The sequence below is a fragment of the Microbacterium sp. Root61 genome (genome assembly GCF_001427525.1).
Classification (GTDB): domain Bacteria; phylum Actinomycetota; class Actinomycetes; order Actinomycetales; family Microbacteriaceae; genus Microbacterium.
This window is the reverse complement of record NZ_LMGU01000001.1, coordinates 794,720-820,346: the sequence shown is the minus strand read 5'-3', so window position 1 is coordinate 820,346 and position 25,627 is coordinate 794,720. Positions and strand designations below refer to the sequence as shown.

Below are 25,627 nucleotides of genomic sequence, written 5' to 3'. Positions count from 1 at the left end.
CTATCGTGACCGGACCCACATCAGTCGGACCGCTGACGAAGGATGCTCAGAGGCGCTCCGTGTCGAGCACTGCCTGAGCCGCCCGCTGTCCGGCCGCCCCTCCTGCTATCGCCCAGCCCAGAAGCCACGCGGCAGTACCGAGTGTCAGCACGGTGTAGATCGTCATCGCGACCTCGTACGGCAGCGTCAGCAGGGCGACCGCCGTGACGGCGAGGCCGCCGATCAGAGTGCCCCACCCTGCCGTGGCGGTGTGTCCGGCGGAGGCCGCCTGGCCGGCGAACCACGCAGCATCCGACGCCAGAGTCGCCGTGGTGCGGACGCCGGCAAGTTGATTGCGGGGGAGTCGTCCCTGGCGGCTGCGCCGGGCGAGCCAGAGCATCAGCACTCCGACCGCGGCCAGAACGAGTCCGGTGAACGTCAACGAGAGCGTAGCCGCCGTCGAGTCGTCCATCGTTCCAACCTATAGAGGTCGGATCAGGGCTGCGGCCACTCCACCAGCAGGAGCCCCTGTTTCGTGTCGGCGTACTTCACCCAGCCGTCGCCGAAGAGGTAGGTCAGGCCGTAGCCCTCCTCATCCTTCGCGATGGCGGTCTGCTCGCTCTCGGTGACGTAGACGTTGTCGCCCGCTTCTTCGCGCGTCCAACCCGACTCGGTGAGCTCATCCTGCGCCGCAGCGGCCTGCGCGTCCGTGATCGGAGCCCAGCCGTAGATCTGCACGTGGTCGGTCGCGATCGTGTAGTCGCCCCAGACGCACTGGACGCCACCGGTCAGCTCGATGCTGCCTGCGCGGAAGGCACCCGCCTGTGCCGTCCACCCCTGGCTTTCGAACACGTCCACCGTGGCCGCCGGGATGATCGTGTCGCAGGTGGGGTCGCCGACGGGTACTGCCGGCTCGTCCGCCGTGGGCGTGGGCTGGGGGGAGGTGGGGGCGGGCGCGCTGGTCTCCGTGGGTGCGGTCTCCGGCTCGGCCGGAGACGAGCAGGCGGACACGAAAGCGGCGGATGCCGCGATCAGCACAACGGCGGTGAGACGCGAAATGGGGCGGGTCATCGAACAGGCTCCGATTGGGGGGAGATGGAGTCGGGATCAGTCGGCGTCGTGCAGGAGAGCGAGGAATTCGTCGTAGAGGGGACCGTTGGTGGCGAGGGCGGACCGGGCCGAGATCGAGTCCGAGCCGTCGAAGGCGCTGAAGCGTCCGCCGGCCTCACGGATGATCGGCACGTGTGCCGCGACGTCGTACTCCTTGACATCGAACTCGGCGACGAGCTCCAGTCGCCCTTCGGCGAGCAGCATGTAGGGCCATGCGTCGCCGTAGGCGCGGTCGCGCCACACGGCGCTGGTGAGGCGTTCGAGCGCGTCGAGTTGGCCCGCGCTGCGCCATTGCGCGATGCTCTGGAAGCTGACGCTCGCCTCGGCGAGGCTGGCGATGGATGACGCGGCCAGGCGCCGCGGCTCGCCGGTCGGCTGGTCGGTCCAGGCGCCGAGTCCGGTCGCGCCCCACCAGCGTCGGCCGATGGCCGGCTGGCTGACGACGCCGATCTGTGGCACGCCGTCGATCGCGAGAGAGATCAACGTCGCCCACATCGGGATGCCCTTGAGGTAGTTCGCCGTGCCGTCGATCGGGTCGATGATCCACTGACGGTGCGTGTCGCCGGTCGAGCCGTACTCCTCGCCGAAGATGCCGTCCGTGGGGCGTTCGGCCTCGAGCAGTGCGCGGATCGCGCGCTCGGTCGCGAGATCCGCTTCCGTCACATGCGACGCGTCGGCCTTGACGCTGATGTCCAGGTCGGGGGCGTCGAACCGCTCCATCGACACGCGGTCCGCGGCATCCGCCAGTCGCAGCGCCAGCGCGAGATCCGCCTCGAGGCCGGAAGACACAGGCACGCCGAAGGTGGGCGACGGAGGGGGGAGGGTCACAACATCCAGAATAGCGGCCGAGGGGGACGTCGATTGGCGATGAGGGCAATTGTGATGCTAACGTTGACCCTCGTTCGCCTCGTTGCGAATAACGCACCTCTAGCTCAATCGGCAGAGCAACTGACTCTTAATCAGTGGGTTCTCGGTTCAAGTCCGAGGGGGTGCACGGATAGGCCTCGGAGACTCTCGCCAGTCACCGGGGCTTCTTCATTTTCTCCCGCACGGCCCGGAAACACGCCGGTCCGACGCCTGTCAGAGCTTGTAGCCGATGGCCCGCAGCAGGGCCTTGCGGTCGGCGACATCCTGCTCGGTTTCGACTCCCAGCGGCGGTTCGCCGTCGATCACACCTGTCACACCGCGGCCGACATCGGTCACAGCCACGAGGATCTGCACCTGATTGGCCGTGGCGCAATAGATCGAGCACACCTCCGGCACGGCCTTGACCTGGTTGAGCACGTTCACGGGAAACCCGTCACGCAACATGATCACGAAGCAGTGCCCTGCGCCGACCGCCAGCGCCGCCGTGACCGCGAGATCCACGAGCGCAACGTCGTTGCCGGTGCGCCTGACCAGACGCGCACCGGACGCCTCGCAGAACGCGACTCCGAACCTCAGGGTGCCGCCGACCCCGGCAAGCGCCTCGTGCAGGTCTTCGACGGTCTTGATGAAGTGCGACTGACCGACGATGACGTTCACGTCATCCGGCTTCTGGAGCGAGACCACCTCGATGTCGACGGGCACGGTGATCCTCCTCGGCCTACTCCGGCGCGTACTTGAAGGAGAGCTGGATCCGAGCCCTGAACAACAGCGCCCCGTCGTCGCCGACAACCACGTCCTGCTTCGTCACCTCCGCGATGCGAAGGTCGTGCAGCGATCCCGCGGCAGTGTCGATGGCTTCTCGGGCCGCCTCCTCCCAGGACGAGGCGCTCGTGCCGATGACGTCGATCACTCGATAAACGCTCATGTTGACCCCTTCGTTGCTCCATGCCGATGTATCAATAGTGATCGCGCTCCCGCCCGTATGGAAGGGCCGCAGTGGTGTCAGACGTCCGCCGTGGCGGTGACCTCGCGGGCGGTATCGGCCGGTGGACGCTGTGCCCGGCTCAGCAGCAGGAAGGGCACGGCCGCCGCCCAGATCACGCCACCCCAGACCATCGAGGCGCCGTAGCCCCCGACATCCGCCACGCGCCCGAGGACCGGCTGGAAGAGCACCCCGCCACCCGAACCCATCAAGGAGTCGAAGGAGAGGACGGTGGCGCGTTGCTTCGACGGGATCATGTCGTTGAGATAGGCGCGGTGCACGGGGTCGTCGATTGCCGAGGCGATGCCCCAGAGCGCCACCAGCACGACGGCGACCCAGAAGTTCTGCACCAGCCCGAGGCCGATCAGCACGAGTGCGCTCGCGACGGCCGACAGGAGAAGCGTCGAGGTGCGACGGCGGAAAAGCCGGCGGGCCCACGGTGCCAGGGCGCCGCCGAGGATCGCCGAGCCCGACAGCAGGGCGGCCGCGAGACCTGCGACGGTGTAAGCCTCCTCATCGCCCCACAGCTCGAGTAGATACGGCTGCAGCGCGTAGAACACGTAGATGCCGACGCCTGCGGTGAACGGGCTCGCGAGCATGAGCCAGCGCACAGGTGGGTCGCCGAGACCGTAGCGGACGGAGGCGCGGAAGATGGTGCGCGTCGCCCGCAGGGGGCTCTCGCTGCGGTCCGGCGTGAAGCCCAGATCGCGCATCAGCACAGCGGCGATGATGAACATCGCCAGCAGGATGGCGCCCCTGATGAGGAACGGCACACCGAGGTTCGTCGCCTGTGCGATGACGCCGCCGAGCACCGACCCGGAGAGCATCGCGACGCCGCCGACGATCTGCGCCCTGCCGAAGACGGTCTCGAGACTGCCTTGGTAGCCGGTCACCTTCAACGCGTCGACCAGCCACGCGTCCACCGCCCCCGAGAAGAAGGTGAAGCCCAATCCGAGCAGCACCGACACGACGGCCCATGCCCAGAACGGTGATTCCCAGACCCAGAGCAGCCAGTACATGACGGTCGTCACTGCGAGCGTGACCGTACCGAGCAGGTACGACGCCCGGCGCCCGACCGTGTCGGCCACGACGCCCGTCGGTATCTCGAAGATCAGCATCCCGGCGGTGAAGAACGCATTCGCAGAGAACGCCTCGAGGTTCGAGAGGCCCGCATCGAGCAGGAACAACGTGTTGATGCCCCAGATGAACGACGCAGCGAGCGTGTTACCGAGCATCAGTGTGTAGTACGTGCCTTGTACCCGGCGAGGGGAGGGCAGCGAGGGCGCGTCATTGGTCCTGGAGATGGCGGCACCGCCTCTTTTTTCCACGTGTCTTCGACGACACCGCGACAGTACCGCCCGCGAGCGAAACCGTCCACAGGGTCATTGCCCTGCCGGTTCAGATGTGCAGAGGATGTCCCGGAGTAGCGTGGGCTCCATGACACGGGTGTGGCTGACGTGCTGGGAGTGGGAGTGCTGCGGGGAGGCGTTCGCAGTAGGCGACGAGATCGACTTCGGCATCGCGTCGCGCATCACGGATGCCTACCTCGCGGACATGCTCGGCCCGGAGCTCGTGGCGACGGTGGACGCGATCGAGTCGCATCACGAGGAAGAGTTCCCCGATCGAGTGCGTGGCCGCGTCCTGGCCGTCCAGGCTGTGACACGGGAGGTCATCGAGCGACGGTCGCTGCGCCGCCCCGGTCACGGTGCACCGCCTGACGCGGTCATGCCCGGTGACGGCGAGGACTGGCCGGTGATCGGGCGTGAGCTCGGCAACGGTGTGTTCGTGGGGACGCAACCGTCGCGCTACATCATCGAGATCGGGCCTGTCCCGGATACGGCCGCCCTCGTGCCCGTCGAAGGCGTACGTCTGCCATCGGCGGAGCGCGACGCAGCGCTCCCGGCTGCGGCGGAGCAGCCCGACGAGCCGCCCCCGCAACGCCGCGCGCGCTCGTTCGCCGGCTGGCTCGTCGACGTCGAAGAGGTGTCGGGGTAGACGGCGACGGGGTAGCGCGACGGTACGGTCGATCGTATGAATGGGCGCCACCGCTTCGGACGCACGACCGCGATCGTCGGGCTCGCGATACTGGCGCTGGTGATGACGGGATGCAGCGAACGCGGGCCCGAGTCGCGACCCCAGCCCCCGGCTCAATGGGACGGCGGGAACATCTCGCCGGATGCGCCGCTGGACGACCGGTCGATGTCGCTGCGCATCCTGCCTGACGGCGAAGCGGAGCTCGTCAACGTTCCCGCCGGTCGCTGGCAGCGCACCGACCAGGGGATCTGCTGGGATGAAACCGATGAGGTCTATTCGGGAGCTGCCACCTGGTCGTTCTTCAAGGACCAGGGGATCGAGGTCGCCTTCGAAGACTCCGCGGTGATCTTCTGGGCATGGCCGGGAAAGTTCGGCAGCTACGACTGGAGCGAGATGAAGATGGTCAGCTGTGAGGGCGACGTCACCTGGGGAATGGGCCTGACGTGCGGCTCGGCGGGCCTTGAGGACCTATCCGCATGCAGGGAGCCATAGAGAGCTTCGCAGTCGTCAAGCCGGCGACGAAGCTGCGCGCAGGTCGTCGAGCATCGGCTTGGGCAGGGCGAACGCGGCGCCGCCGAGGTTCACCAGCAGCGCGAGGTCGGGGTTCATGCCGACGACGAGGACCCGGCCGTCCATGGGGACCGCGAACTGGGCGACGTCGAGGGTCTCTTCGAGCGCGTCCACGTTGGAGGCGATGACGAGGTAGTCGACGTCCTCGATCTTCGAGATGACCGGGTCGATGGGGCCGGCCTCGGGGTCGGTCATCGACGGCACGTAGATCGTGGTGTCCAGGAACGTCTCGATGAGCTCGTGGTGGCTGATCTCGCCCGCCTCGGCGCGTGCGGCGAGGGTGGCAAGGGCGTCGGGAATCTGTTCTGCGTCCGTCATGATGCCCTCATTCTCTCAAATGCACCCTGCGCGTCCGGCGCCGCGCACACGATGGATTCGCGACCACGCGAGCCCTCGATGTCGCGGGATGAGGCCGGGCTTGACCGCGCCCTCCGGATTCCGCCACTCTGAGCACGAAGACGATGCCCGCGGATGTGGCGACGGATGCGGCATCCGCTCCACGCAGAATCGGCACCGCTTCGCGAACGAAGGGCTGGCGCCGGTGGTCGAATTGACGAAGCGAGAGGGCGGCGAGGACGATCACCACGTCTCCACCGGATCGCTGCAGGGCTGGGACAAGGTCGAGGCGCTCACCGCCGATGCCTACGCGTTCGGACTCGGCGAGACACGCGGGCTCGTTGCGGACTACATCCCGATCCTGGCGGAGACCGATCCCGAGCTGTTCGGCGTCTGCGTCGCGGAGGTCGACGGCAGCATCCACAGCGCCGGAGACGCCGCCGTCGAGTTCTCGATCCAGTCGATCTCGAAGGCGTTCGTCTATGCCCTGGTGTGCGAGGAACTGGGTCATGACCTGGTCAAGGAACACGTCGGAGTCAACAACACCGGGCTCGCGTTCAACTCGGTCATGGCGATCGAGCTGAACTACGGGCATCCGATGAATCCGATGGTCAACGCGGGCGCGCTGGCAACGACGGCGCTGGTACCCGGTGGCTCGCCGGCCGAGCAGTGGGAGCTGATCCGGCAGGGACTCTCCCGCTTCGCCGGGCACCCGCTCGAACTCGACGGAGAGGTCTACCGCTCTGAGATGGCGACCAACCAGCGCAACATGGCCATCGCCCGCCTGCTCGAGAGCTACCGCCGGATCGAGATCGATCCGCTGAAGGTCGTCGACGTCTATACGAAGCAGTGCGCCCTGCGCGTGAGCGCACGCGATATCGCAGTCATGGGCGCGACGCTCGCCGACGGCGGGGTGAACCCCATCACGGGGGAGCAGGTGGTCTCGGCCGCCGTCTGTCGGGACACCCTGTCCGTGCTCGCCGCCAACGGGATGTACGAGCGCTCCGGCGAGTGGCTGTTCGAAATCGGGCTGCCCGGCAAATCGGGCGTCGCGGGCGGCATCGTCACCATCTCGCCCGGCAAGGCCGGGATCGGCGTCTTCTCACCCCGTCTCGACTCGGCAGGCAACAGCGTCCGCGGCCAGGCCGCGACCTCCTTCCTCTCCCGCTCGCTCGGGCTCAACATCTTCGCCTCCGACGTCTCTCCGACACGACTGGAACCCTGATGACCAACACAGTCGCCGCACCCGCTCAGACCGTGGAGCGAAAGTCCTGGCTGCCGATGGTGGGGCTGTTCCTCGCCCAGGTGCTGATGTCGTTCAACGTCGCGGCCCTGCCGGTCTCGCTGGGCGGCATGGTCGAGGAGTTCGGTGTGCCGCCGACCGCGGTCAGCACCGCCATCGTCGTCTACGGGCTGTCGGTGGCGGCGCTCGTGATGGTGGGCGCGAAGCTCGGGCAGCGCGTCGGGTGGGTCATCATGTTCCGCATCGTCGTCGCGCTCTTCGCCGTGTCGGCGCTGGGCATGGTGTTCGGCCCGACCGTCAACTGGGTCATCGGCGCGCAGGCGCTGGCCGGAGCATCCGCCGCCATCATCGTGCCGTCGCTGGTGGCACTGATCGCTGAGAACTACCACGGGAGCCAGCAGGCCACCGCGATCGGGTCGCTGGGATCGGCACGCGCCCTGTCGGGCATGTCGGCGTTCTTCATCGGCGGCGCGCTCGGCACGCTCGTCGGCTGGCGCCCGGTGTTCCTGATCGTGCTGGCGCTGGCTGTCGCGGTGTTCATCCTGAGCTTCTGGCTGCGCTCCGACAAGGGCGACCCCGGCATCAAGATCGATGTCGTCGCGGCCATCCTGATCGGCGCGGGCATCGTGCTGCTGACGCTCGGCTTCAACAACCTCAACACCTGGGGCGTGCTGGTCGCCGAGCCGGACGCGCCCTTCACCGTCCTCGGGCTCTCGCCCGCACCGGTCTTCGTGGTGCTGGGCATCATTCTCGGCCAGGCGTTCTTCGTCTGGACACGGCGTCGCACCAAGGCGGGCAAGGTGCCACTGGTCAGCCTCAGCGTGCTCGGCTCGGGCCGTGAGCGGGCCGCCGTGTACGCGATGTTCATCGTCGTCGGTCTCGAGGCCGCCCTCAACTTCACCGTGCCGCTGTACATCCAGATCGTGCAGGGGCGCACCCCGTTCGACACGGCCCTCGCGATGATGCCGTTCAACCTCACCGTGTTCGTCACGGCGATGCTGGTGGTGCGGTTCTACAAGCGCTTCAGCCCGCGCCAGATCGGCGTGTTCGCCTTCATCCTCACGACGCTCGCGCTCGCGTGGCTGTCATTGGTGGTCACGAACAATTGGGAGACGCTCCCCACGATCGCCGGCCTCATCGTCTTCGGCATCGGCCAGGGTGCCCTGGTCACCCTGGTGTTCAACGTGCTCGTCACGGCGTCGCCCAAGGAGCTGGCCGGTGACGTCGGGTCGATCCGCGGCACCACCCAGAATCTCGCCTCCGCTGTCGGCACCGCGATCTCCGGGGCGCTGCTGGTGACACTGCTGTCGATGAACATTGGGCAGGCCGTCATCAACAACGTCGAGCTCACGCCCGAGCTGGCGACCCAGGTCGACCTCGACAACGCGAGCTTCATCAGCAATGACCAACTGACCGAGCTGCTCGCAGGCACCGGTGCGACCGATGCCCAGGTCGATGCGTTCGTCGAGATCAACACCGAAGCGCGCCTGAGCGCGCTCAAGCTCGGGCTGCTCATCCTCTCCGGAATCAGTGCGCTGGCGATCCTGCCTGCCTCGCGCCTGCCGCGGTACCGCCCGCACGAGATTCCCGACCCGTCACCCGAGAGCTGATCGCGGGCGACGGGTCTGCGGGAATCGTCAGGCCGCGTCGCCGATGAGCACGGCGGCCGCTTCGTCCGCCGCATCCGGTTCGCGGTCGTCGATGCGCGCGAGTGCGCGCCGCCCGATGAGGATCGTGGCGGTGGCGGCGAGGATGGATCCCGCGGCGAACAGGTACGGGACGCTCGGGCCGTATGCGTGCCACAGCAGCGCCGCAATCGGGGGAGCCATCGCTCCGCCGAGGAAGCGCACGGCCGAGTAGGCCGACGATGCCACCGAGCGCGGGAGGTCGGTGGCCTCCATGACCGATTCGGTGAGCACGGTGTTCATCACGCCCAGCAGCATGCCGCCCACGATGATGCACGCGACGAGTGCCGGCGGGCTCTCCACGAACACGGCGGCTGCGACGAGATCGAGTGCCAGCAGCGGCAGCACGATCAGGATGACGGTGGTGCGCGGCATCCGTCGGGTGAGCGCCGGCGCGACCCAGACGCTCGTGATCGCGAGTGCGACGCCCCAGCCGAAGAACGTCAGGCCGATCCCCATCGCGCCGAAGCCGAGTGGGAACGGCGAGAAGGCGAGCAGCACGAAGAAGCCGATGTTGTAGAACACGGCGGTGATGGCGAGGACCGCCAACGGGGGCTGGCGCAGCGCGCGGAACGGCGCCGACAGGGGAACCGGAGCGCGCTTCTCACCCGGTCCACGCAGCAGGAACAGCACGGCGAGGAAGGCGATGGCCATGAGCGCCACGACACCGAAGAACGGCCCGCGCCAGCTGACCTCGCCGAGGAGTCCGCCGAGCAGGGGCCCGATGGCGATGCCGAGCCCGAGGGCGGCCTCGTAGAGCACGATGGCCGCGCCGCTGCCGCCGCTGGCGGCGCCGACGATGGTCGCCAGCGCCGTGGAGATGAAGAACGCGTTGCCCAGGCCCCACCCGGCGCGGAAGCCGATGACCTCGTCGACGCTGCCGCTCATCGCGCACAGCAGCGCGAACACGATGATGAGGGCGAGCCCGATCAGCAGGGTCGCCTTGGCGCCGATGCGGCTGGAGACCCAGCTCGTGATCAGCATCGCGAGGCCGGTCACGACCAGGTAGCTCGTGAACAGCAGCTCGGTCTCGACCGGGGTGGCCTCCAGCGACTCGGCGATCGCAGGCAGGATCGGATCGACGAGTCCGATGCCCATGAACGCCACGACGCACGCGAACGCGACCGCCCAGACCTGCGGCGGCTGGCGCCACACACTTCCGGTGGTGGCGCCGCTCATCGGGCGGCCACCGCGGGGGAGGCCACGCGGGCGGAGAGGATCTCGGCGGCTCGGGTGAGGGCGGCCCAGTCGGCATCGTCGAGGTCGGCGAACCGGGGCGCGAGCGCCTCGCCCAACTGCACGAGCCAGGCCTCGAGCGCCTGCACGCCGGCGGGCGTCACCTCGACCACGATCGCGCGCGAGTCGGACGGGTCACTGATCCGCGCGACCAGCCCTGCGTCGGCCAGCTGCCCGACCAACCGTGTCATCCCGGGCTGGGTCACGCGGCTCGCGGTCGCCAGTTCGCCCAGGCGGAGGGGGCCCTCGGTGCGCAGGATGCTCAAGGTGCGCCACTGTGCGGCGGGCGCCTCATTGTGGGTTTCGGCGGCCGCGATGCGCGTGAGTCTTTGCGCTGCGACGACGATCCGCTCGATGTCGTGTGATCGGTCCATGCCTCGACTATATACCTGAGGTATATATCGCAGGTATGCAAAACCCGATCGCGATTGCGTAACGACTGCCCTCATCGCGATCGGCCGACTTGACGTCGTGCGGCGCTTTTCCTAGTCTGCTCTTACCTGAATCAGGTTTCATAAACTCCTTCCAACGGTGAAAGGCACACACATGCGGGTTACGAAGAAGTTGCTCCTCGGCTCCGTGGTCGCCACGGCAGCTCTCATGCTTGCGGCATGTGCGCCGCAGGGCGATCCCGATGGGGGCTCGACGGCCTCGGCCGGGCCGGCCGAGATCACGGTGGGCATCGTCACGAGCGAGACCGGACCGCTCGCCGGCTACGGCAAGCAGTACCTCGAGGCGTTCGCCGCGGGGCTGGACTACGCGACAGACGGCACGAACGAGGTCGACGGCACGAAGATCGTCGTCGAGCGCAAGGACGACGGCGGCGACCCCGACAAGGCCGTCACGGTCGTGAAGGAACTCATCGGCGACGGCGTCAACATCCTCGCCGGCACCGCCTCCTCGGGCGTGGCGCTGGCCGTCGCCGAGCAGGCCGCGCAGAACAAGGTGCTCTACATCTCGGGCCCCGCCGCCGCCGATGCCATCACCGGCATCAACGACTACACCTTCCGTTCCGGCCGTCAGAGCAGTCAGGACGTCGCGACCGCGGGCACGTTCCTCGACGACATCGAGGGCAAGAAGATCACGGTCTTCGCGCAGAACACGGCCTTCGGCCAGGGCAACGAGGCCGCCGTCAAGGCGATCCTGGGCGCCAAGGGTGCCGAGGTCGACTCGGTGCTGGTGGCCGAGGACGCGACCGAGTTCACCCCGTTCGCGCAGCAGATCCTGCAGAACGCCCCCGACCTCGTGTTCGTCGCGTGGGCCGGAGCGACCTCGGGCGCGATGTGGCAGGCGCTCAGCCAGCAGGGTGTGCTGGACGCGATCCCGGTCGTGACCGGACTCGGCGACTCGGCGACCTTCGGTGCCTACGGCGAGGCATCCGAGAAGATCAACTTCCTGAACCACTACTTCCCGGGCGCGAACGACAACGATGTGAACACGGCGATGATCGAGCTCATCGAGAAGGCCGGCGGCACCCCCGATCTCTTCAGCCCCGACGGGTTCAACGCGGCGATCATGATCGTGCACGCGATCAAGGAGGGCAAGGGAGACGTCGACGCGATGATCGCGGCGCTGGAGGGCTTCGAGTTCGACGGCCCGAAGGGCAAGAACACCGTGCGCGCGAGCGACCACGCCCTCATCCAGGAGATGTACCAGGCGAAGCTCGTAGCCGAGGACGGCGCGTTCGTCGCCGAACTGGTCGACACAGTGGCGGCCGATGAGGTCGCTCCCGCCGAAGCGAAGAAGTAGTCACCGGATCATGAGTGCACCTCTCCCGTCCGCGCTCCGCATCGAAGGCCTCGGCCTGCAGATCGGCGGCGCGACCATCCTGAAGGATGTCGAACTCGACATCGCGGCCGGCTCCATCGTCGGCGTGATCGGGCCCAATGGGGCCGGCAAGACCACCCTGTTCAACGTGGTCTCCGGTCTGATGAAGCCGACGTCGGGTCGCATCCTGATGGGTGGCGACGACATCACCTCGACGTCCGTGCCCGCACGGGCGCGGGCGGGACTGGGGCGCACCTTCCAAACGTCGAGCCTGTTCCCTCGGCTCAGCGTGCTGGAGAACGTCCGGCTCGCGGCGCAGGTCGCGCTCGGCGGCGACTACTCGCTGCTGCGTTTCCCCCGGAGAACGGATGCCGCCACCGCGCGTGCACTCGAGAAGCTGGACGCCGTCGGGCTCGGGCACAAGCTCGACACCGCCGCCGGCGACATCTCGCACGGCGACAAGCGCAAGCTCGAGATCGCGGTGCTGCTGGCGACCGAGGCGAGCATCGTGCTGCTGGACGAGCCGATGGCCGGGGTCGCTTCCGGTGATGTGCCCGGACTGGTGGAGAACATCCGCCAGATGCAGGCGCAGAACGGCTGCACGGTGCTCATGGTCGAGCACCACATCGACGTGCTCATGGGGCTCGTCGAGAAGGTCGCGGTGATGTACTTCGGCACGATCATCGCCTACGACACCCCGCAGAACGTGATGGCCAACCCGCTCGTGCAGAGCGCCTACCTCGGAACGAGTGCCGCATGAGCGCCGACAGCATCCTGGAGGTGCGCGGCCTGAAGTGCTCCATTGCGGGCCAGCAGGTCGTCGAGGACGTCACGTTCGACGTGCCGGCCACCGGCATCACGGCCGTCCTCGGGCGCAACGGTGTGGGCAAGACCTCTACCCTCCGCGGCATCCTGGGTCTCATCACCCGCCGCGGCGAGGTGCGGCTGGCGGGGGAGCGCATCGACGGTCTGCCCACCCACCGCATCGTGCAGCGCGGCGTCGGGTACGTTCCGGAAGACCGCGAAGTGTTCGCCAAGCTCACCGTCGCCGAGAATCTCGCCCTCGCCGAGCGGCAGAAGAATCCGCGTCGCGAGTTCGTGGCCGAGCTCTTCCCCGACCTCGTGCAGCGGCGCGACCAGCTCGCCGGCACCCTGTCCGGCGGGCAGCAGCAGATGGTGTCGGTGGCCCGCGCCCTGCTCAACGACAACTGCCTCCTGCTGGTGGATGAGCCCACCAAGGGCCTCGCGCCGAAGATCGTGACCGAGGTCGCGGACGCCCTCCTGGAGGCGTCCAAGCTGGTGCCGATCCTCATCGTGGAGCAGAACCTCGAGGTCGTACGGCACCTGGCCCAGGGAGCAATCGTCATCGGCGGCGGCCGTGTCGTGCACACCGGCGATGCCCGCACCATCCTGGACGACGACGACCTGACCCGTCGCCTCCTCGGCGTCCACGCCGACGCGCACACCGAGACGGAGACGCCCGCATGAGCACCCTCGTCCTCACCCTCATCACCGGCGTCGGACTCGGCGCCCTCTACTTCCTGGTCGCCTCCGGTCTGAGCCTGATCTACGGTCTGATGCACGTCCTGAACTTCGCGCACGGCGCGTTCCTGACCCTCAGCGCCTTCATCGGCTGGATGGTGGCCCAGGCGCTCGGCACCGAGTCGTGGGGATCGTTCCTCGCCTCGATCGCGGTCGGCGCGCTCGTCGGCGCCGCATTCGCGACGCTGACCGAACTCGTGCTGATCCGCCCGCTCTACGAACGGCACATCGAGCAGGTGCTCGTCACCGTGGGCCTGAGCTTCGCCGCCGTGGCGCTGTTCGAAGGCATCTGGGGCACCGACGCCATCAACATCTCGGGCCCGCCGTGGCTGAAGCAGACCACAGAGGTGTTGGGGGCCCGCATCCCGAACACCTACTGGGTGCTGATGATCGCCGCCGTCCTCGTGCTCGCCGCCCTCGTGCTGTTCCTGAAGAAGACGCGCTACGGCATGATCATCCGGGCCGGCGTCGAGAATCGCTCGATGGTCACCGCCCTCGGCATCGACGTGCGTCGCTCGTTCACCCTGGTGTTCGCGATCGGCGGCGCCGCTGCAGGTATCGGCGGCGTGCTGGCGATGCACTACTCCACCTTCGTCTCGGCCCATCTCGGCGCGACGCTGCTGATCTTCGCGTTCATCGTCACGGTGGTCGGCGGCCTCGGTTCGCTCACCGGTGCGGCCGTGGCATCCGTCATCGTCGCCGTGCTGCAGCAGTTCGCCAACTTCTACCTCGGCGGGACCGGCGACTTCATCGTCGTGATCCTTCTTGCCCTGGTGCTGCTGGTGCGACCGTCCGGCCTCATGGGAAAGAAGGCATGACCGTGCAGACCGAGTCCCGCGCGGCCGACTGGCGGCGCTTCGTCCCCGTCATGATCGGTGTCGGCGTCGTCGTGCTGATGGCGCTGCTGCCGATGCTGAACATTTCGATCCCCGGCATCCTCCCGACACCCACCTACATGCCCGGCAGCCTGGCGCTGCTGTCGCTGTGCATGGTGTTCGCGTCCCTCGCACTCTCGTACAACCTCCTGCTCGGGTCGGGCGGGATGCTGTCCTTCGGCCACGCGCTCTACTTCGGTGCCGGGGCGTACGGGCTGGGCATCGCCCTGGAGCACTTCGGCGTGCCGCTGTGGCCCGGCATCCTGATCGCGATCCTCGGCGGCCTCGTGATCGCGGTCGTGACCGGAGCCGTGGCGATGCGGGTCTCCGGCATCCCGTTCGCGATGGTGACGCTCGCCTTCGCCCAGGCAGGTTCTGTGCTGGTGCGCCGCAACTCCGTCGTCACCGGGGGTGAGGAGGGGCTCAGCCTCAACACCGAGCAGGTGCCCGACGCGCTCATCGGGGTCGTGAACACCCGTAACCTGTACTGGCTGATGCTCGTCATCCTGGTGATCGTGTACCTCGTCACCCTGTGGGTCGACACCTCGCGGCTCGGCCACCTGGCCCGCGCGACGCGCGAGAACGAGCAGCGCGTGCGCGTGCTCGGCCTGCGTCCGTACCGCGCGCGTCTTCTCGTGTTCGTCATCGCCGGCGGGCTCGCCAGCCTCTCCGGCGTCGGCTACATGCTGCTGCAGTCGGGCACGGTGCCGCGCGCGGTCTCGGCCGACTTCACGATCACGATCCTCGTCATGGTGGTGCTCGGCGGGGTCGGGTTCCGCTGGGGTGCCATCGTGGGCGGTGTGATCTACACCCTGCTCGACCAGCGACTGACGGTGCTCGCCGGCTCAGACCTCATCGCGGGCCTGCCCGACGTCCTGCGGATCCCGCTGTCCGAGCCGCTGTTCATTCTCGGCGTACTGTTCATCCTCGTGGTGATGTTCCTGCCCGGCGGTATCGCCGGAACTATCGACGGCTGGATGCGTCGCCGTCGCGGCGAGAAGGCGCGCACTTCGCTACGCACCCTCGACGACGCGGACGCGATGGCCGACACCGGCCCGGAGCAGGCGGAGGTGCGGGTCTGATGTGGGACGGCACCGGCGAGTTCGCGGACGAGCCGCACACGGTCGGTCGCTGGCTGACCGACCGTGCGGAGCAGTCGCCGCGGCGCATCGCGATCGATGACCGCGGCGTGACGATCGACTACGCCACTCTCGCCGAGCGTGCCGTGCTGCTCGCCGAACGCTTCCGCGCCGCCGGCTACGGCCCCGGGCACCGCGTGGCGACCGTCTCAGGCAACTGCAGCGACCACGTGGTGGCGTTCTTCGCCTGCGCCCTCGTCGGCCTCGCGTTCGTGCCGCTGTCATGGCGCCTCACCACACGCGAACTCGTGGACGTGCTCACGCGGTGCGACCCGGCACTGGTGCTGGTCGAGGACGAGCACGATGCTCTCGCCGGCGAGGCGCTGCGGGCACTGCCTGTGGCACCGCCCGTCGCCCACCTCGGCACGACCGGGGTCGAGGCATCCGTTCCTCCCGCTCGCCACTCCCGTCCGGTGCGTCCGGTGCGCGATGACGATCCGCTGCTGGTGATCTTCACCTCCGGCAGCGAGGCGGCGCCGAAGGGTGTCGTACTCACGCACGCGAACTGCTTCTGGAACAACCTCGCCCTCGGGCAGGCGTTCCCGCTGCATCAGGATGACGTGGTGCTCGCGATGCTGCCGCAGTTCCATGTGGCGGCGTGGAACTGCCAGCCGCTGCTGGCCTGGTGGGTCGGTGCGACGGTCGTGCTGGAGCGCTCGTTCCAGCCCGCGCGGGTGCTGCAGCTGATCCGCGACCGCCAGGTGACCACGATGATGGGCGTCCCCACCCAGTACGCCCTGCTCGCGGGAGAGCGGGAATGGGATGCCGCAGACCTGACCTCGCTGCGCCGCGCGCTGGTCGGCGGGGCCACGCTGCCGATGCCGTTGCGCGAGCGCTGGGCAGCGCACGGCGTCGCGCTCACCCAGGGCTACGGGCTCACCGAGGCCTCGCCGAACGTGCTGCACCTGCCGGCGAACGAGGCCGCAGCCCACCCGGGCGCGGTCGGCCGGCCATACCCGCACGTGGACGTGCGCCTCGTCGACCCCGAGTCGGGCCTGGTGCTCGAGGGCGTCGCCACAGGCGAGCTGTGGGTGCGCGGGCCGAGCGTCTTCCCCGGCTACCTCGACGACGATGCGGCGACCGCGCGGGCCCTGGACGGACACTGGCTGCGCTCGGGGGACCTGGCGCGCCGCGCTGCGGACGGCGTCTTCACGATCGTCGACCGCATCAAAGACATCTACATCTCGGGCGGGGAGAACGTCGCCCCGGCCGAAGTCGAGTACGCCCTCGTGCTGCACCCGCTCATCGAAGCCGCCGCCGTGGTCGGGATCGCCGACCCGGTGTGGGGCGAGCGCGGTGTCGCGTTCGTGGTGCCCGCACCCGGCGCCGTCCTGGGGGCCGACGAGGTGCTCGCGCACGCGCGACGCAACCTCGCCGGGTTCAAGGTGCCGGTGCACATCGAGTTCGTCGATTCGCTGCCGCGCTCGACCATCGACAAGCTGGCACGATCGCGCCTGCGCGACATCGCCCGCGACCTCACGGAAAGGGTCGCCCATGACTCCCGATGATCTCCTCCAGGACGAGGGACTGATCTCTCCCGCGACCGGCCGGCCGCTCACCAAACGCGGAGAGGCCACGCGCCTGCGGCTTCTCGAGGCTGCTGAAGCGGTGTTCGCCGATCAGGGGTACCACGAGGCATCCATCGTCAAGATCACCGAGCGCGCCGGCATCGGGCTGGGCACGTTCTACCTCTACTTCGACAGCAAGCAGTCGATCTTCGAGGCACTCGTGATCGACCTCAACCGTCGCGTGCGCCACTCGATGACGGCCGCGATGGCGGGGGCGACCTCGCGTCTGGAGGCCGAGCGCGCCGGGTTCGAGGGCTTCTTCCAGTTCACTGCCGCGCACCCCGCGCTGTACCGCGTCGTGCGCGAGGCCGAGTTCGTCTCGCCGGAGACTCTGCGCCTGCACTACACGCGCATCGTCGAGGGATACGAAGCGGGGCTCCGCGCCGCTCAAGCCGTCGGCGACGTCGACGAGCACCTCTCGCCCGAGGTCGCCGCCTGGGCGCTCATGGGCATGGGCGAGCTCATCGGCATGCGCTTCCTGCTGTGGGAGCGCGACGAGTCCGGCCGCCCGCCTGCGCACCTGGATCCCGCGGTCTTCGACGGGATGATGCGCTTCATCGACAACGCCCTCGCGCCCCGGCGCGCATCGGAAGGACAGCAATGAGCGAGCAGGACCTCCAGGGACGTCGCGCCCTCGTCACCGGCGGGGCCAGCGGCATCGGCCTCGCGTGCGCGCACGAGTTCGCGCGCCGCGGCGCGCACGTCGTGATCGCGGACCTCAACAAGGACGCAGCGGATGCGGCGGCATCCGCCGTCGGAGGTGAGGCGTGGGTCGTCGACCTGTCCGACACCGTCGCACTCGACGATCTGGCGCTCGACGTCGACATCCTGGTGAACAACGCGGGTATCCAGCGGGTGAGCCCGATCGAGGACTTCGATCCCGAGGCGTTCCGGCTCATCCTGCGGCTCATGCTCGAGTCGCCCTTCCTGCTGATCCGTGCGGCGTTGCCCGGCATGTACGCCAAGGGGTGGGGGCGCATCGTGAACATCTCGAGCGCCCATGGTCTGCGGGCCAGTCCGTTCAAGTCGGCCTACGTCTCGGCCAAGCACGGGCTGGAGGGCCTGTCGAAGGTGACGGCGCTCGAGGGCGCGACGCACGGCGTGACCAGCAACTGCATCAACCCCGGCTATGTGCGCACTCCGCTCGTGGAGAAGCAGATCGTCGATCAAGCGCGAGTGCACGGCATCCCCGAGGCCGAGGTCGTGGAGAAGATCATGCTCACCGAAATGGCCGTGAAGCGGTTCGTCGAGCTGGACGAGGTCGCGTCACTCGCAGGCTGGCTGGTCTCGGACCGCGCCGGCATGGTGACGGGCTCGTCATACACGATCGACGGTGGATGGACTGCGCGGTGACCGCTCACACATACCGCACGATCGATGTCCCGGTGGTCGGCGGCGACCTGCGCGTGGGCGTGTGGGACGCGCCCGACGCGACGGAGGACGTGCTCGTCGTGCACGGTGTCACCTCTTCGCACCTCGCCTGGCCGTTCGTGGTCGACGAGTTGCCCGGCGTGCGCGTGATCGCGCCGGATCTGCGCGGCCGCGGTCGCAGCAACGAGCTCACCGGTCCCGCCGGGATGCGCGCGCACGCAGCCGACCTCGCCGCGACGCTGGACGCGCTCGGGATCGAGCGGACCGTCGTGGTCGGACACTCCATGGGAGCGTTCGTCGCCGTCGTGTTCGCGGACCTGTATCCGGAGCGGGTGTCGCGACTGGTGCTGGTCGACGGCGGGCTGCCGCTGGACGTGCCGGCGGGACTGGACACCGACACGCTGGTCGCGGGCATCCTCGGCCCGACCGCGGCGCGGCTGTCGATGCGGTTCGCCGACGCGGGGGAGTACCTCGACTTCTGGCGCCGGCATCCCGCGTTCCGCGAGCACTGGACGCCCGAGCTGGAGTCCTACCTGGCCTACGACCTCGTCGACGACGGCTCGGGAGCCCTGCGGCCCGCGACGAGCTACGAGACGACGGCCGATGACACGGTCGACATGAACACCGGCACGGCGCTGCCCGACGCGCTGGCCAGGCTGCGGCATCCGACGCTCTTCGTGTCCGTGCCGCGCGGGCTGCAGGACGAGACCCCGGGGCTGTATGCGCCCGCCCACCTGGAGCGCGTGCTGGCCGCCGCACCGGACGTGCGGCACCGCTTCGTCGACGGGCTCAACCACTACACGATCGTGATGTCGCCGGAGGGCGCGCGCGAGGTGGCTGCGCTCGTGCGCGAGGAGCTCGCGGCGGGCTGAGCCCGCTCAGCGGCGCTGGGCGGCGATGCGCGTGGTGAGCTCGTGGGCGTGCGCCAACAGAGTACGGGTCAGCTCGGGCAGTCGGTCGGGTCCGAAGCGGAACTCCACACCGGTCAGGCTCAGCGCCCACTGCGGGTGCCCGTCGCGGTCGAACACCGCGGCGCCCATGCCATAGCTGCCCTCGACGATGAGTCCCGGATTCACCGAGCACCCGCGCGATTTGGTGTCGGCGAGGCGCGCCCGCAGTCGCTTCTCGCCGTGCGACGCGCCCCAGTTCTCCGGCAGCTCCTGATGACGGGCGAAGTAGGCGTCCACATCGTGGGGAGGCAGGAAGGCCAGGATCGCAAGCCCCGCGGATGCCACGCCCAGCGGAAAGCGCACACCCTCCGACAGCACGAACGAGCGGATCGGGAAGCTCCCGTCCTCGCGGAGAAGGCAGACCGTCTCGTCGCCGCGACGTACGGACAGGAAGGCGCTCTCTTCCGTACGGACCGCGAGCGAGCGCACCACGTCGCGCGCGATCGCCGTGATGTCGTAGCGGGATGCAGCGACCGTACCCATCAGGTACAGCTCCGGTCCGGGCATCCAGCGTCCTGAGCGCTCGTCCTGATCGAGGAGTCCCTCGTGGGCGAGCGCCGTCAGCAGCCGGTGCGCGGTGGGGCGCGTCAGGTCCGCCTGGCGTGCGAGCTCGGCAACCGGGACGCCGGCATCGCCGCCCGCCGTGACGAGGCGCAGCAGGCGCGCCGCACGCGCGACGGACTGTGCTCCGGGGATGGTGTCGCGTCCGATGTCCACAATATGGACGATAGGCGGATGCTGCTCCACATGGCAAGCGCCGATGCGATCTCCCGCACCCCGGGACGACAGGATGGGGGGATCACGCACACGAAGGAGTAGCAGTGATCGACAAGACATACGGCTCGGCGGCCGAGGCCGTCGCCGACATCTCCGACGGCGCGAGCCTCGCGGTCGGCGGGTTCGGGCTCTCGGGCAACCCCATCGCCCTCATCGAGGCGCTTCTGGCGCAGGGCACCACCGACCTCAGCATCGTGAGCAACAACTGCGGCGTCGACGACTGGGGACTCGGCATCCTGCTCAACGCGAAGCGCATCCGCAAGATGACCTCGTCGTACGTCGGCGAGAACAAGGAGTTCGAACGCCAGTTCCTCTCCGGTGAGCTCGAGCTGGAGCTGACGCCGCAGGGCACGCTCGCGGAGAAGCTACGCGCCGGCGGCTCCGGCATCGCCGCGTTCTACACGCAGACCGGCGTCGGCACGCAGGTCGCCGAGGGCGGGCTGCCCCGGCGGTACGACGGCAGCGGCGGCATCGCGGTCGCGTCGCCGGTGAAGGATGTCCGCACGTTCGACGTCTCGGGAACCCCGCGGCCGTACGTGCTGGAGGAAGCGATCGTCACGGACTTCGCCCTGGTGCACGCCCTGAAGGGCGACCGGCACGGCAACCTCATCTTCAACAAGGCAGCGCGAAACTTCAACCCGCTCGCCGCGATGGCCGGACGCGTCTGCATCGCCCAGGTCGAGGAGCTGGTCGAGCCGGGCGAGCTGGACCCCGATCAGGTGCACCTGCCGGGCGTCTACGTGCACCGTCTGGTCGAGGTCGGCACCGGCACCGAGAAGCGCATCGAACGACGCACCGTGACCACCGGAGAGGGGAACTGACATGACGCTCACCCGCAACGAGATGGCGGCCCGCGCCGCTGCCGAGCTGTCCGACGGCTCGTACGTCAACCTGGGCATCGGTCTGCCCACCCTGGTGCCGAACTATGTGCCGGACGGCGTCACCGTCGTGCTGCAGTCCGAGAACGGCATCCTGGGCGTCGGTCCCTACCCGACCGAGGAGAACGTCGATCCCGACCTGATCAACGCGGGCAAGGAGACGGTGACCGTGCTGCCGGGCGCCGCGTACTTCGACTCGGCGACGAGCTTCGGAATGATCCGCGGCGGCAAGATCGACGCCGCGATCCTCGGCGCGATGCAGGTGTCTGCCAGTGGAGACCTCGCCAACTGGATGATCCCCGGCAAGATGGTCAAGGGGCCGGGCGGCGCGATGGACCTCGTCCACGGCGCCGGCAGGGTCATCGTGCTCATGGAGCACGTAGCTCGCGACGGCACGGCGAAGATCGTGAACGACTGCTCGCTCCCGCTGACCGGGCGCGGCGTCGTGAACCGCATCATCACCGATCTCGCCGTGATCGACGTGACGGATGCCGGCCTCGTGTTGATCGAGACCGCTCCCGGTGTGACTGTCGAGGAGGTCGTCGCCGCGACCGAGCCGCCGCTCATCATCTCCGAGGCGCTGCTCGCTCGCTGAGCGGTCCTTCCCCGAACCACCCACACGCCGAGAAACGGCATTCCGGCGGGGAAACGCGGCAACGCCCCGTTTCCCGGTCGCAACGCCGTTTCTCACCCAACGATGGAGAATTGAAGCATGATCATCGACGACGTCGTCATCGTCGCGGCCGCCCGCACGCCCCAGGGGCGCCTGAAGGGCCAGCTCGCAGCGTTCACCGCACCCCAGCTCGGCGCACTCGCGATCCGCGGCGCGCTCGAACGCGGCGGCATCCCGCCCGAGCAGGTCGACGCCGTCATCGTCGGTCAGGTGCTTCCGGCCGGCTCGGGGCAGAACCCCGCGCGCCAGGCCGCCGTCGGGGCCGGACTCGGCTGGAACGTCCCGGCATCCGGCGTCAACAAGGTGTGTCTCTCTGGCCTCACGGCGATCATCGACGCGAAGCGCATGATCCAGGTCGGCGACGCGAAGGTCGTGGTTGCGGCCGGCATGGAATCCATGACGCGGGCGCCCCACCTTCTGATGGGGTCGCGCGACGGCTGGCAGTACGGCAGCGTCGAGGTGCTCGACCACATGGCGTACGACGGCCTCACCGACGCGTACGACCGCGAGAGCATGGGCGCCTCGACCGAGCGGCTGAACGGCAAGTACGAGGTCACGCGCGAGGAGCAGGATGCCGTGGCCGCCCGGTCGCATCAGCGCGCTGCCGCCGCACAGGAGGCCGGTGTGTTCGACGCCGAGATCGTGCCCGTCGAGATCCCGCAGAAGCGCGGCGAGCCCATCGTCGCGACCACGGACGAGGGCATCCGCCCCGAAACCACGGTCGAGTCGCTCGGAAAGCTGCGGGCGGCGTTCGCCGAGGGCGGGTCGATCACGGCCGGGAACTCGTCGCAGATCTCGGACGGGGCATCCGCCGTCATCCTCACCACCCGCTCCCACGCGGATGAGAACGGATGGCCCGTGCTCGCCGTCGTCGGAGCGCCCGGGCAGGTCGCCGGCCCCGACAACTCGCTGCACGCACAGCCCGCGCGAGCCATCGCGCAGGCGTGTGAGCGTCAGGGAATCGCCTCGGCCGACCTCGACTTCGTCGAGATCAACGAGGCATTCGGCGCTGTGGTCGCGCGGTCGCAGGTCGAGCTCGGGCTGAGCGACGATATCGTCAACATCCACGGCGGCGGCATCGCGATCGGCCACCCGATCGGCACCTCGGGCAACCGCCTCGTGGTGCACGCGGTGCACGAGCTCATCCGCCGCGGCAGCGGTACGGCCGCCGTCGGACTGTGCGGCGGCGGGGGACAGGGCGAGGCGCTCATCCTCACCCGCTGAAGTCCCGCCCGGGCCGGAGTGCCCGGGCTTGCGGTGTCGCGACTCAGCGGCGCAACACCTTGCGCGCCAGAGCGTTGCCCAGGAACTGCACACCCTGGACGATCACGATGATGACGAGTACGGCAGCCCACGTGACCACCGGGTTGAACTGCTTGAAGCCGTAGACGATCGCGAATTCGCCGAGTCCGCCCGCCGCGACCGCTCCGGCGATGGCTGTCATGTCGACGAGGGCGACGACGATGAACGTGTATCCCAGGATCAGAGGTCCGAGCGACTCGCGCGGGATCAGGCGGAACAGGATGCGCGAGCGGCTGGCTCCCGCCGCGCGCGCCGCTTCGATGATGCCCGGCCGCACGGTGAGCAGGTTCTGCTCGACGATGCGGCTGATCGCGAACATCGACGCGATCGTGATCGCGAAGATGCCGAACTCCGGTCCGATACCCGGGATGCCCACGCTGCGGGCGATCGGCTGCACCGCCGCCAGCAGGATGACGAAGGGTATCGGCCGGAAGAAGTTCACGACGACATTGAGCACGCCGAAGACGATCCGCTGGGGGAACAGGCTCCCCGCGCGGGTGGCATACAGCGCGAGCCCGAGCAGGAGCCCGGCAAGGCCGCCGAAGACGAGTGCGAGCGAGACGACGTAGAGCGTCTCGAACGTGGCGGACCAGAGCTCCGGAAGCAGATCGACGAGCCTATCCACGGGCGTCCTCCTCGATGAGCGGCGCGAATGCCGACGCCGTGTCGATGGCCCTCTGGACGGCTTCGGCATCGCCGTTCAGCGCCAGGGTGAGGTGGCCGAACACCCGTCCGCGGATGTCGTTGATGCCTCCGTGGATGAGTTCGAAGCGCACGTCCGCAGCGGCGAAGGCGGAGAACACATCTGCCTGCGTGACGTCGCCGTCGCGGATTGTGAACGTCACGATCCGGCCGGGGTGCCGCTGTCTCAGCGTCTGCAGCTGCGCGCCGACAGGGACGTCCTCGATGATGCTCGCGACGAACCGTCTCGTGGCCGGGTTGGCCGGCGCCGAGAGGATGTCGAAGACGTCGCCCGTCTCGATGACGCGGCCGTTCTCCATCACCACCACGCGGTCGGCGAGCGTGCGGATGACGTCCATTTCATGCGTGATCACGAGGATCGTGATGCCCAGTTCGCGATTGACGCGACTCAGGAGCTCGAGAACCTCCTGCGTCGTGTCGGGGTCCAGCGCACTCGTGGCTTCGTCGGCGAGCAGGATGCGGGGACTGGTGGCGAGAGCGCGGGCGATGCCGACACGCTGCTTCTGACCACCGGAGAGCTGTTCGGGGTAGCTGCGGGCCTTGTCGGTGAGACCCACGAAGTCGAGCAGTTCGGCCACGCGTGTCGCGGTCTCGGCACGCGATCGACCTGCCACCTCGAGCGGGTAGGCGACGTTGCCCGCGACGGTGCGGGACTCGAAGAGGTTGAACTGCTGGAAGATCATGCCGATGTCGCTGCGCAGCGCGCGCAACTCGCGTTCGCGGAGGCGGGTGATGTCGCGGCCGTCGATCTCGACGGCGCCCGATGTGGGCGCCTCGAGTGCGTTGACCAGGCGCAGTACCGTGCTCTTCCCCGCTCCCGAGTACCCGATGATGCCCCAGATCTCACCGGCTTCGATGTCGAGCGAGACATCGTCGACGGCGACGACCGGCGCGGCGCCGTTCGTGGTCGAAGGGTAGACCTTGGTCACATCCGTGAGGCGGATGAGGGTCATGACAGCTCCTTGAGAGAGAACATGCGTGTGCGGCCCGTTCGCATCGAACGGGCCGCACACGCACGGCGACTACTGCTGGGCGCGGATGTCGTCCTCGACGTCGGTGAGCGACGCGACGAGGTCCTTGGCCGGGGTCTTGACGGTCACGGCCGTTCCTCCGGACGCCTCCTGGAGTCCCGCGAGCACATCCGCATTCGTCTGGAAGATCTCGACGAGTTTCAGGTAGGTCGGGTTGTCGGCGTCTTCCGCCTTGGCGGCGAAGATGTTGATGTAGGGGAACGCGTTAGGGTCCGTCGGGTCGTCCGTGGCGATCGCGTCCTCGAACGACAGGCCGGCATCCTCGACGAAGTCGTTGTTGATGATCGCCGCTGCGACATCGGGCAAAGAGGTCGCAGTGAATGCGGCGTCCAGAGCCTCCACCTTGACCTTCGAGTTCGCGGCGTCGATGTCGGCGACGGTCGAGAAGATCGAGCCGCCGTCCTCGAGCTCGATGAGTCCGGCGGACTGCAGCACGAGTAGGCCGCGCGCCTGGTTGCTCTCGTCGTTCGGAACGGCGACGGTGGCGCCCTCGGGGATGTCTTCGACCGACTCGTACTGCGCCGAGTACAGGCCGAGCGGGTAGATGGCCGTGGAACCGATGGGCTGCAGATCATCGTCGCTGTTCACGTTGTAGGTGGCGAGGTAGATGATGTGCTGGAACTGGTTGAGGTCGAGCTCGCCCGCCGCCAGGGCCGGGTTCGGCTGGGTGTACTCGCTGAAGTCGACGAGTTCGACCTCGATGCCCTCGGCGGCAGCGGCGTCCTTGTAGACGTCCCAGTAGGGGTCGCCTGCGCCGACGACGCCGATGCGTACCGGGCCGGTCGCCTCATCGGTGGGCGCACCGGAGGATGCGGAGCCGGCCGAACCGGCGCATCCGGCCATGATCAGGGCCAACGGGAGGGCGAGAGCGGTGGCGGCCAGGAATCTCTTGCGGGACATGATGCTCCAAGTGCGTTCAGGATGGTGATAGTCGGCGCCGCACCGGCGGAGTGACTACCGCCGTGGCGGGTGTCATCCACCCGCTCGCCTCATCGCGGTGCCGTGTCGAG

At 68.5% G+C, this 25,627-nt stretch carries 29 protein-coding genes and 1 tRNA gene; 17 read left to right on the top strand and 13 right to left on the bottom strand.

Translation table 11 applies throughout. The features are described 5' to 3' along the window. Positions 1 to 46 precede the first annotated feature (46 nt). The 3 genes from ASD65_RS04025 to ASD65_RS04015 are packed head-to-tail and all read right to left on the bottom strand — an operon-like array spanning position 47 to position 1,917. Complete coding sequence (locus ASD65_RS04025) at positions 47 to 451, bottom strand: SdpI family protein (protein WP_056218846.1); 405 nt, start codon at positions 449 to 451, stop codon at positions 47 to 49. 23 nt (positions 452 to 474) lie between these two features. Further along, positions 475 to 1,050: an SPOR domain-containing protein gene (locus ASD65_RS04020; protein WP_056218843.1), complete on the bottom strand. Its 576-nt coding sequence runs from the start codon at positions 1,048 to 1,050 to the stop codon at positions 475 to 477. Positions 1,051 to 1,086: 36 nt separating this feature from the next. After that, positions 1,087 to 1,917: an inositol monophosphatase family protein gene (locus ASD65_RS04015; RefSeq protein WP_056218840.1), complete on the bottom strand. Its 831-nt coding sequence runs from the start codon at positions 1,915 to 1,917 to the stop codon at positions 1,087 to 1,089. A 93-nt stretch (positions 1,918 to 2,010) separates the two neighbouring features. On the opposite strand from ASD65_RS04015, the gene ASD65_RS04010 reads away from it, so the two are divergent. Next, positions 2,011 to 2,083: transfer RNA gene (locus ASD65_RS04010), tRNA-Lys, on the top strand. Between the two features lie 86 nt (positions 2,084 to 2,169). Here the strand turns inward: ASD65_RS04010 and ASD65_RS04005 are convergent. The 3 genes from ASD65_RS04005 to ASD65_RS03995 all read right to left on the bottom strand — a co-directional run bounded on the left by ASD65_RS04005 (position 2,170) and on the right by ASD65_RS03995 (position 4,173). Next, the gene (locus ASD65_RS04005) at positions 2,170 to 2,658 is read right to left on the bottom strand and encodes an adenosine-specific kinase (protein WP_056218836.1); all 489 of its coding nucleotides are present in this window, start codon (positions 2,656 to 2,658) and stop codon (positions 2,170 to 2,172) included. A gap of 16 nt (positions 2,659 to 2,674) precedes the next feature. Beyond that, entirely contained in the window at positions 2,675 to 2,881 is a 207-nt protein-coding gene (locus ASD65_RS04000; RefSeq protein WP_045300893.1) for a dodecin family protein, read from the bottom strand. A 77-nt stretch (positions 2,882 to 2,958) separates the two neighbouring features. Next, entirely contained in the window at positions 2,959 to 4,173 is a 1,215-nt protein-coding gene (locus ASD65_RS03995) for an MFS transporter (protein WP_056218834.1), read from the bottom strand. A 202-nt stretch (positions 4,174 to 4,375) separates the two neighbouring features. Between ASD65_RS03995 and ASD65_RS03990 the strand changes: the two genes are divergently transcribed. Both ASD65_RS03990 and ASD65_RS03985 read left to right on the top strand, forming a co-directional pair. Further along, positions 4,376 to 4,933: a DUF6578 domain-containing protein gene (locus ASD65_RS03990; protein WP_056218830.1), complete on the top strand. Its 558-nt coding sequence runs from the start codon at positions 4,376 to 4,378 to the stop codon at positions 4,931 to 4,933. Between the two features lie 36 nt (positions 4,934 to 4,969). Continuing rightward, on the top strand, positions 4,970 to 5,464 hold the full coding sequence (locus ASD65_RS03985) for a hypothetical protein (RefSeq protein WP_056218827.1): 495 nt from the start codon (positions 4,970 to 4,972) through the stop codon (positions 5,462 to 5,464). A 15-nt stretch (positions 5,465 to 5,479) separates the two neighbouring features. Here ASD65_RS03985 and ASD65_RS03980 read toward each other — a convergent pair whose 3' ends face one another. Continuing rightward, positions 5,480 to 5,860: an SseB family protein gene (locus tag ASD65_RS03980; protein WP_056218823.1), complete on the bottom strand. Its 381-nt coding sequence runs from the start codon at positions 5,858 to 5,860 to the stop codon at positions 5,480 to 5,482. A gap of 283 nt (positions 5,861 to 6,143) precedes the next feature. Between ASD65_RS03980 and glsA the strand changes: the two genes are divergently transcribed. Both glsA and ASD65_RS03970 read left to right on the top strand, forming a co-directional pair. Continuing rightward, positions 6,144 to 7,103: a glutaminase A gene (glsA, locus tag ASD65_RS03975; protein ID WP_442922447.1), complete on the top strand. Its 960-nt coding sequence runs from the start codon at positions 6,144 to 6,146 to the stop codon at positions 7,101 to 7,103. Continuing rightward, entirely contained in the window at positions 7,103 to 8,731 is a 1,629-nt protein-coding gene (locus ASD65_RS03970) for an MFS transporter (RefSeq protein ID WP_056218820.1), read from the top strand. The genes glsA and ASD65_RS03970 overlap by 1 nt, the downstream gene beginning before the upstream one ends. Before the next feature lie 27 nt (positions 8,732 to 8,758). On the opposite strand, the gene ASD65_RS03965 is transcribed toward ASD65_RS03970, so the two are convergent. Together ASD65_RS03965 and ASD65_RS03960 are read right to left on the bottom strand one after the other, a co-directional pair. Then, a complete protein-coding gene (locus tag ASD65_RS03965) occupies positions 8,759 to 9,985 on the bottom strand; it encodes an MFS transporter (RefSeq protein ID WP_056218817.1) in 1,227 nt (408 codons plus the stop codon). Further along, complete coding sequence (locus ASD65_RS03960) at positions 9,982 to 10,416, bottom strand: MarR family transcriptional regulator (protein ID WP_056218814.1); 435 nt, start codon at positions 10,414 to 10,416, stop codon at positions 9,982 to 9,984. The genes ASD65_RS03965 and ASD65_RS03960 overlap by 4 nt, the downstream gene beginning before the upstream one ends. A gap of 172 nt (positions 10,417 to 10,588) precedes the next feature. Between ASD65_RS03960 and ASD65_RS03955 the strand changes: the two genes are divergently transcribed. From ASD65_RS03955 to ASD65_RS03915, 9 genes are read left to right on the top strand one after another with little or no spacing between them, the layout of a single operon-like run. Further along, entirely contained in the window at positions 10,589 to 11,791 is a 1,203-nt protein-coding gene (locus tag ASD65_RS03955; protein ID WP_056218813.1) for a substrate-binding domain-containing protein, read from the top strand. 10 nt (positions 11,792 to 11,801) lie between these two features. Next, a complete protein-coding gene (locus tag ASD65_RS03950; RefSeq protein WP_056218811.1) occupies positions 11,802 to 12,569 on the top strand; it encodes an ABC transporter ATP-binding protein in 768 nt (255 codons plus the stop codon). Then, the gene (locus ASD65_RS03945) at positions 12,566 to 13,297 is read left to right on the top strand and encodes an ABC transporter ATP-binding protein (RefSeq protein WP_056218809.1); all 732 of its coding nucleotides are present in this window, start codon (positions 12,566 to 12,568) and stop codon (positions 13,295 to 13,297) included. The genes ASD65_RS03950 and ASD65_RS03945 overlap by 4 nt, the downstream gene beginning before the upstream one ends. Continuing rightward, entirely contained in the window at positions 13,294 to 14,169 is an 876-nt protein-coding gene (locus ASD65_RS03940) for a branched-chain amino acid ABC transporter permease (RefSeq protein ID WP_056218807.1), read from the top strand. Before ASD65_RS03945 ends, ASD65_RS03940 begins: the two co-directional genes overlap by 4 nt. Positions 14,170 to 14,219: 50 nt before the next feature. Beyond that, positions 14,220 to 15,308, top strand: a complete 1,089-nt coding sequence (locus tag ASD65_RS03935; protein WP_442922446.1) for a branched-chain amino acid ABC transporter permease — start codon at positions 14,220 to 14,222, stop codon at positions 15,306 to 15,308. Next, complete coding sequence (locus ASD65_RS03930) at positions 15,308 to 16,873, top strand: class I adenylate-forming enzyme family protein (protein ID WP_056218801.1); 1,566 nt, start codon at positions 15,308 to 15,310, stop codon at positions 16,871 to 16,873. The genes ASD65_RS03935 and ASD65_RS03930 overlap by 1 nt, the downstream gene beginning before the upstream one ends. Beyond that, complete coding sequence (locus ASD65_RS03925; protein WP_056218799.1) at positions 16,860 to 17,537, top strand: TetR/AcrR family transcriptional regulator; 678 nt, start codon at positions 16,860 to 16,862, stop codon at positions 17,535 to 17,537. Before ASD65_RS03930 ends, ASD65_RS03925 begins: the two co-directional genes overlap by 14 nt. Further along, positions 17,534 to 18,286 carry a 3-hydroxybutyrate dehydrogenase gene (locus ASD65_RS03920; protein WP_056218796.1) on the top strand — a complete coding sequence of 251 codons (753 nt, stop codon included), beginning with the start codon at positions 17,534 to 17,536 and terminating at the stop codon, positions 18,284 to 18,286. Before ASD65_RS03925 ends, ASD65_RS03920 begins: the two co-directional genes overlap by 4 nt. Then, positions 18,283 to 19,176 (top strand): alpha/beta fold hydrolase, encoded by an 894-nt coding sequence (locus ASD65_RS03915; protein WP_235566596.1) that lies wholly within the window; start codon positions 18,283 to 18,285, stop codon positions 19,174 to 19,176. The genes ASD65_RS03920 and ASD65_RS03915 overlap by 4 nt, the downstream gene beginning before the upstream one ends. A 6-nt stretch (positions 19,177 to 19,182) precedes the next feature. Here the strand turns inward: ASD65_RS03915 and ASD65_RS03910 are convergent, their stop codons facing one another. Then, entirely contained in the window at positions 19,183 to 19,971 is a 789-nt protein-coding gene (locus tag ASD65_RS03910) for an IclR family transcriptional regulator (RefSeq protein WP_056218790.1), read from the bottom strand. Between the two features lie 104 nt (positions 19,972 to 20,075). On the opposite strand from ASD65_RS03910, the gene ASD65_RS03905 reads away from it, so the two are divergent. The 3 genes from ASD65_RS03905 (at position 20,076) to ASD65_RS03895 (ending at position 22,806) form a co-directional block, all read left to right on the top strand. Continuing rightward, the gene (locus ASD65_RS03905) at positions 20,076 to 20,852 is read left to right on the top strand and encodes a CoA transferase subunit A (protein ID WP_056218787.1); all 777 of its coding nucleotides are present in this window, start codon (positions 20,076 to 20,078) and stop codon (positions 20,850 to 20,852) included. Position 20,853: 1 nt separating this feature from the next. After that, positions 20,854 to 21,504 carry a CoA transferase subunit B gene (locus ASD65_RS03900; protein WP_200948615.1) on the top strand — a complete coding sequence of 217 codons (651 nt, stop codon included), beginning with the start codon at positions 20,854 to 20,856 and terminating at the stop codon, positions 21,502 to 21,504. Positions 21,505 to 21,621: 117 nt separating this feature from the next. Then, the gene (locus tag ASD65_RS03895; RefSeq protein ID WP_056218784.1) at positions 21,622 to 22,806 is read left to right on the top strand and encodes an acetyl-CoA C-acetyltransferase; all 1,185 of its coding nucleotides are present in this window, start codon (positions 21,622 to 21,624) and stop codon (positions 22,804 to 22,806) included. A 43-nt stretch (positions 22,807 to 22,849) separates the two neighbouring features. Here the strand turns inward: ASD65_RS03895 and ASD65_RS03890 are convergent, their stop codons facing one another. The 3 genes from ASD65_RS03890 to ASD65_RS03880 all read right to left on the bottom strand — a co-directional run bounded on the left by ASD65_RS03890 (position 22,850) and on the right by ASD65_RS03880 (position 25,517). Beyond that, positions 22,850 to 23,509, bottom strand: coding sequence for a methionine ABC transporter permease (locus ASD65_RS03890; protein WP_056218781.1), 660 nt, complete (start codon positions 23,507 to 23,509; stop codon positions 22,850 to 22,852). Further along, the gene (locus tag ASD65_RS03885) at positions 23,502 to 24,539 is read right to left on the bottom strand and encodes a methionine ABC transporter ATP-binding protein (RefSeq protein WP_056218778.1); all 1,038 of its coding nucleotides are present in this window, start codon (positions 24,537 to 24,539) and stop codon (positions 23,502 to 23,504) included. Before ASD65_RS03885 ends, ASD65_RS03890 begins: the two co-directional genes overlap by 8 nt. Before the next feature lie 69 nt (positions 24,540 to 24,608). Then, on the bottom strand, positions 24,609 to 25,517 hold the full coding sequence (locus ASD65_RS03880) for a MetQ/NlpA family ABC transporter substrate-binding protein (protein ID WP_056218775.1): 909 nt from the start codon (positions 25,515 to 25,517) through the stop codon (positions 24,609 to 24,611). Positions 25,518 to 25,627: the final 110 nt, after the last annotated feature.

Bases quoted from the DNA above. Each gene is read 5' to 3' on its own strand.
- ASD65_RS04025 (WP_056218846.1), bottom strand. From the start codon at position 451: ATGGACGACTCGACGGCGGCTACGCTCTCGTTGACGTTCACCGGACTC.
- ASD65_RS04020 (WP_056218843.1), bottom strand. From the start codon at position 1,050: ATGACCCGCCCCATTTCGCGTCTCACCGCCGTTGTGCTGATCGCGGCA.
- ASD65_RS04000 (WP_045300893.1), bottom strand. From the start codon at position 2,881: ATGAGCGTTTATCGAGTGATCGACGTCATCGGCACGAGCGCCTCGTCC.
- ASD65_RS03995 (WP_056218834.1), bottom strand. From the start codon at position 4,173: ATGCTCGGTAACACGCTCGCTGCGTCGTTCATCTGGGGCATCAACACG.
- ASD65_RS03990 (WP_056218830.1), top strand. From the start codon at position 4,376: ATGACACGGGTGTGGCTGACGTGCTGGGAGTGGGAGTGCTGCGGGGAG.
- ASD65_RS03985 (WP_056218827.1), top strand. From the start codon at position 4,970: ATGAATGGGCGCCACCGCTTCGGACGCACGACCGCGATCGTCGGGCTC.
- ASD65_RS03980 (WP_056218823.1), bottom strand. From the start codon at position 5,860: ATGACGGACGCAGAACAGATTCCCGACGCCCTTGCCACCCTCGCCGCA.
- ASD65_RS03970 (WP_056218820.1), top strand. From the start codon at position 7,103: ATGACCAACACAGTCGCCGCACCCGCTCAGACCGTGGAGCGAAAGTCC.
- ASD65_RS03965 (WP_056218817.1), bottom strand. From the start codon at position 9,985: ATGAGCGGCGCCACCACCGGAAGTGTGTGGCGCCAGCCGCCGCAGGTC.
- ASD65_RS03960 (WP_056218814.1), bottom strand. From the start codon at position 10,416: ATGGACCGATCACACGACATCGAGCGGATCGTCGTCGCAGCGCAAAGA.
- ASD65_RS03955 (WP_056218813.1), top strand. From the start codon at position 10,589: ATGCGGGTTACGAAGAAGTTGCTCCTCGGCTCCGTGGTCGCCACGGCA.
- ASD65_RS03950 (WP_056218811.1), top strand. From the start codon at position 11,802: ATGAGTGCACCTCTCCCGTCCGCGCTCCGCATCGAAGGCCTCGGCCTG.
- ASD65_RS03945 (WP_056218809.1), top strand. From the start codon at position 12,566: ATGAGCGCCGACAGCATCCTGGAGGTGCGCGGCCTGAAGTGCTCCATT.
- ASD65_RS03940 (WP_056218807.1), top strand. From the start codon at position 13,294: ATGAGCACCCTCGTCCTCACCCTCATCACCGGCGTCGGACTCGGCGCC.
- ASD65_RS03935 (WP_442922446.1), top strand. From the start codon at position 14,220: ATGATCGGTGTCGGCGTCGTCGTGCTGATGGCGCTGCTGCCGATGCTG.
- ASD65_RS03930 (WP_056218801.1), top strand. From the start codon at position 15,308: ATGTGGGACGGCACCGGCGAGTTCGCGGACGAGCCGCACACGGTCGGT.
- ASD65_RS03925 (WP_056218799.1), top strand. From the start codon at position 16,860: ATGACTCCCGATGATCTCCTCCAGGACGAGGGACTGATCTCTCCCGCG.
- ASD65_RS03920 (WP_056218796.1), top strand. From the start codon at position 17,534: ATGAGCGAGCAGGACCTCCAGGGACGTCGCGCCCTCGTCACCGGCGGG.
- ASD65_RS03900 (WP_200948615.1), top strand. From the start codon at position 20,854: ATGACGCTCACCCGCAACGAGATGGCGGCCCGCGCCGCTGCCGAGCTG.
- ASD65_RS03895 (WP_056218784.1), top strand. From the start codon at position 21,622: ATGATCATCGACGACGTCGTCATCGTCGCGGCCGCCCGCACGCCCCAG.
- ASD65_RS03885 (WP_056218778.1), bottom strand. From the start codon at position 24,539: ATGACCCTCATCCGCCTCACGGATGTGACCAAGGTCTACCCTTCGACC.
- ASD65_RS03880 (WP_056218775.1), bottom strand. From the start codon at position 25,517: ATGTCCCGCAAGAGATTCCTGGCCGCCACCGCTCTCGCCCTCCCGTTG.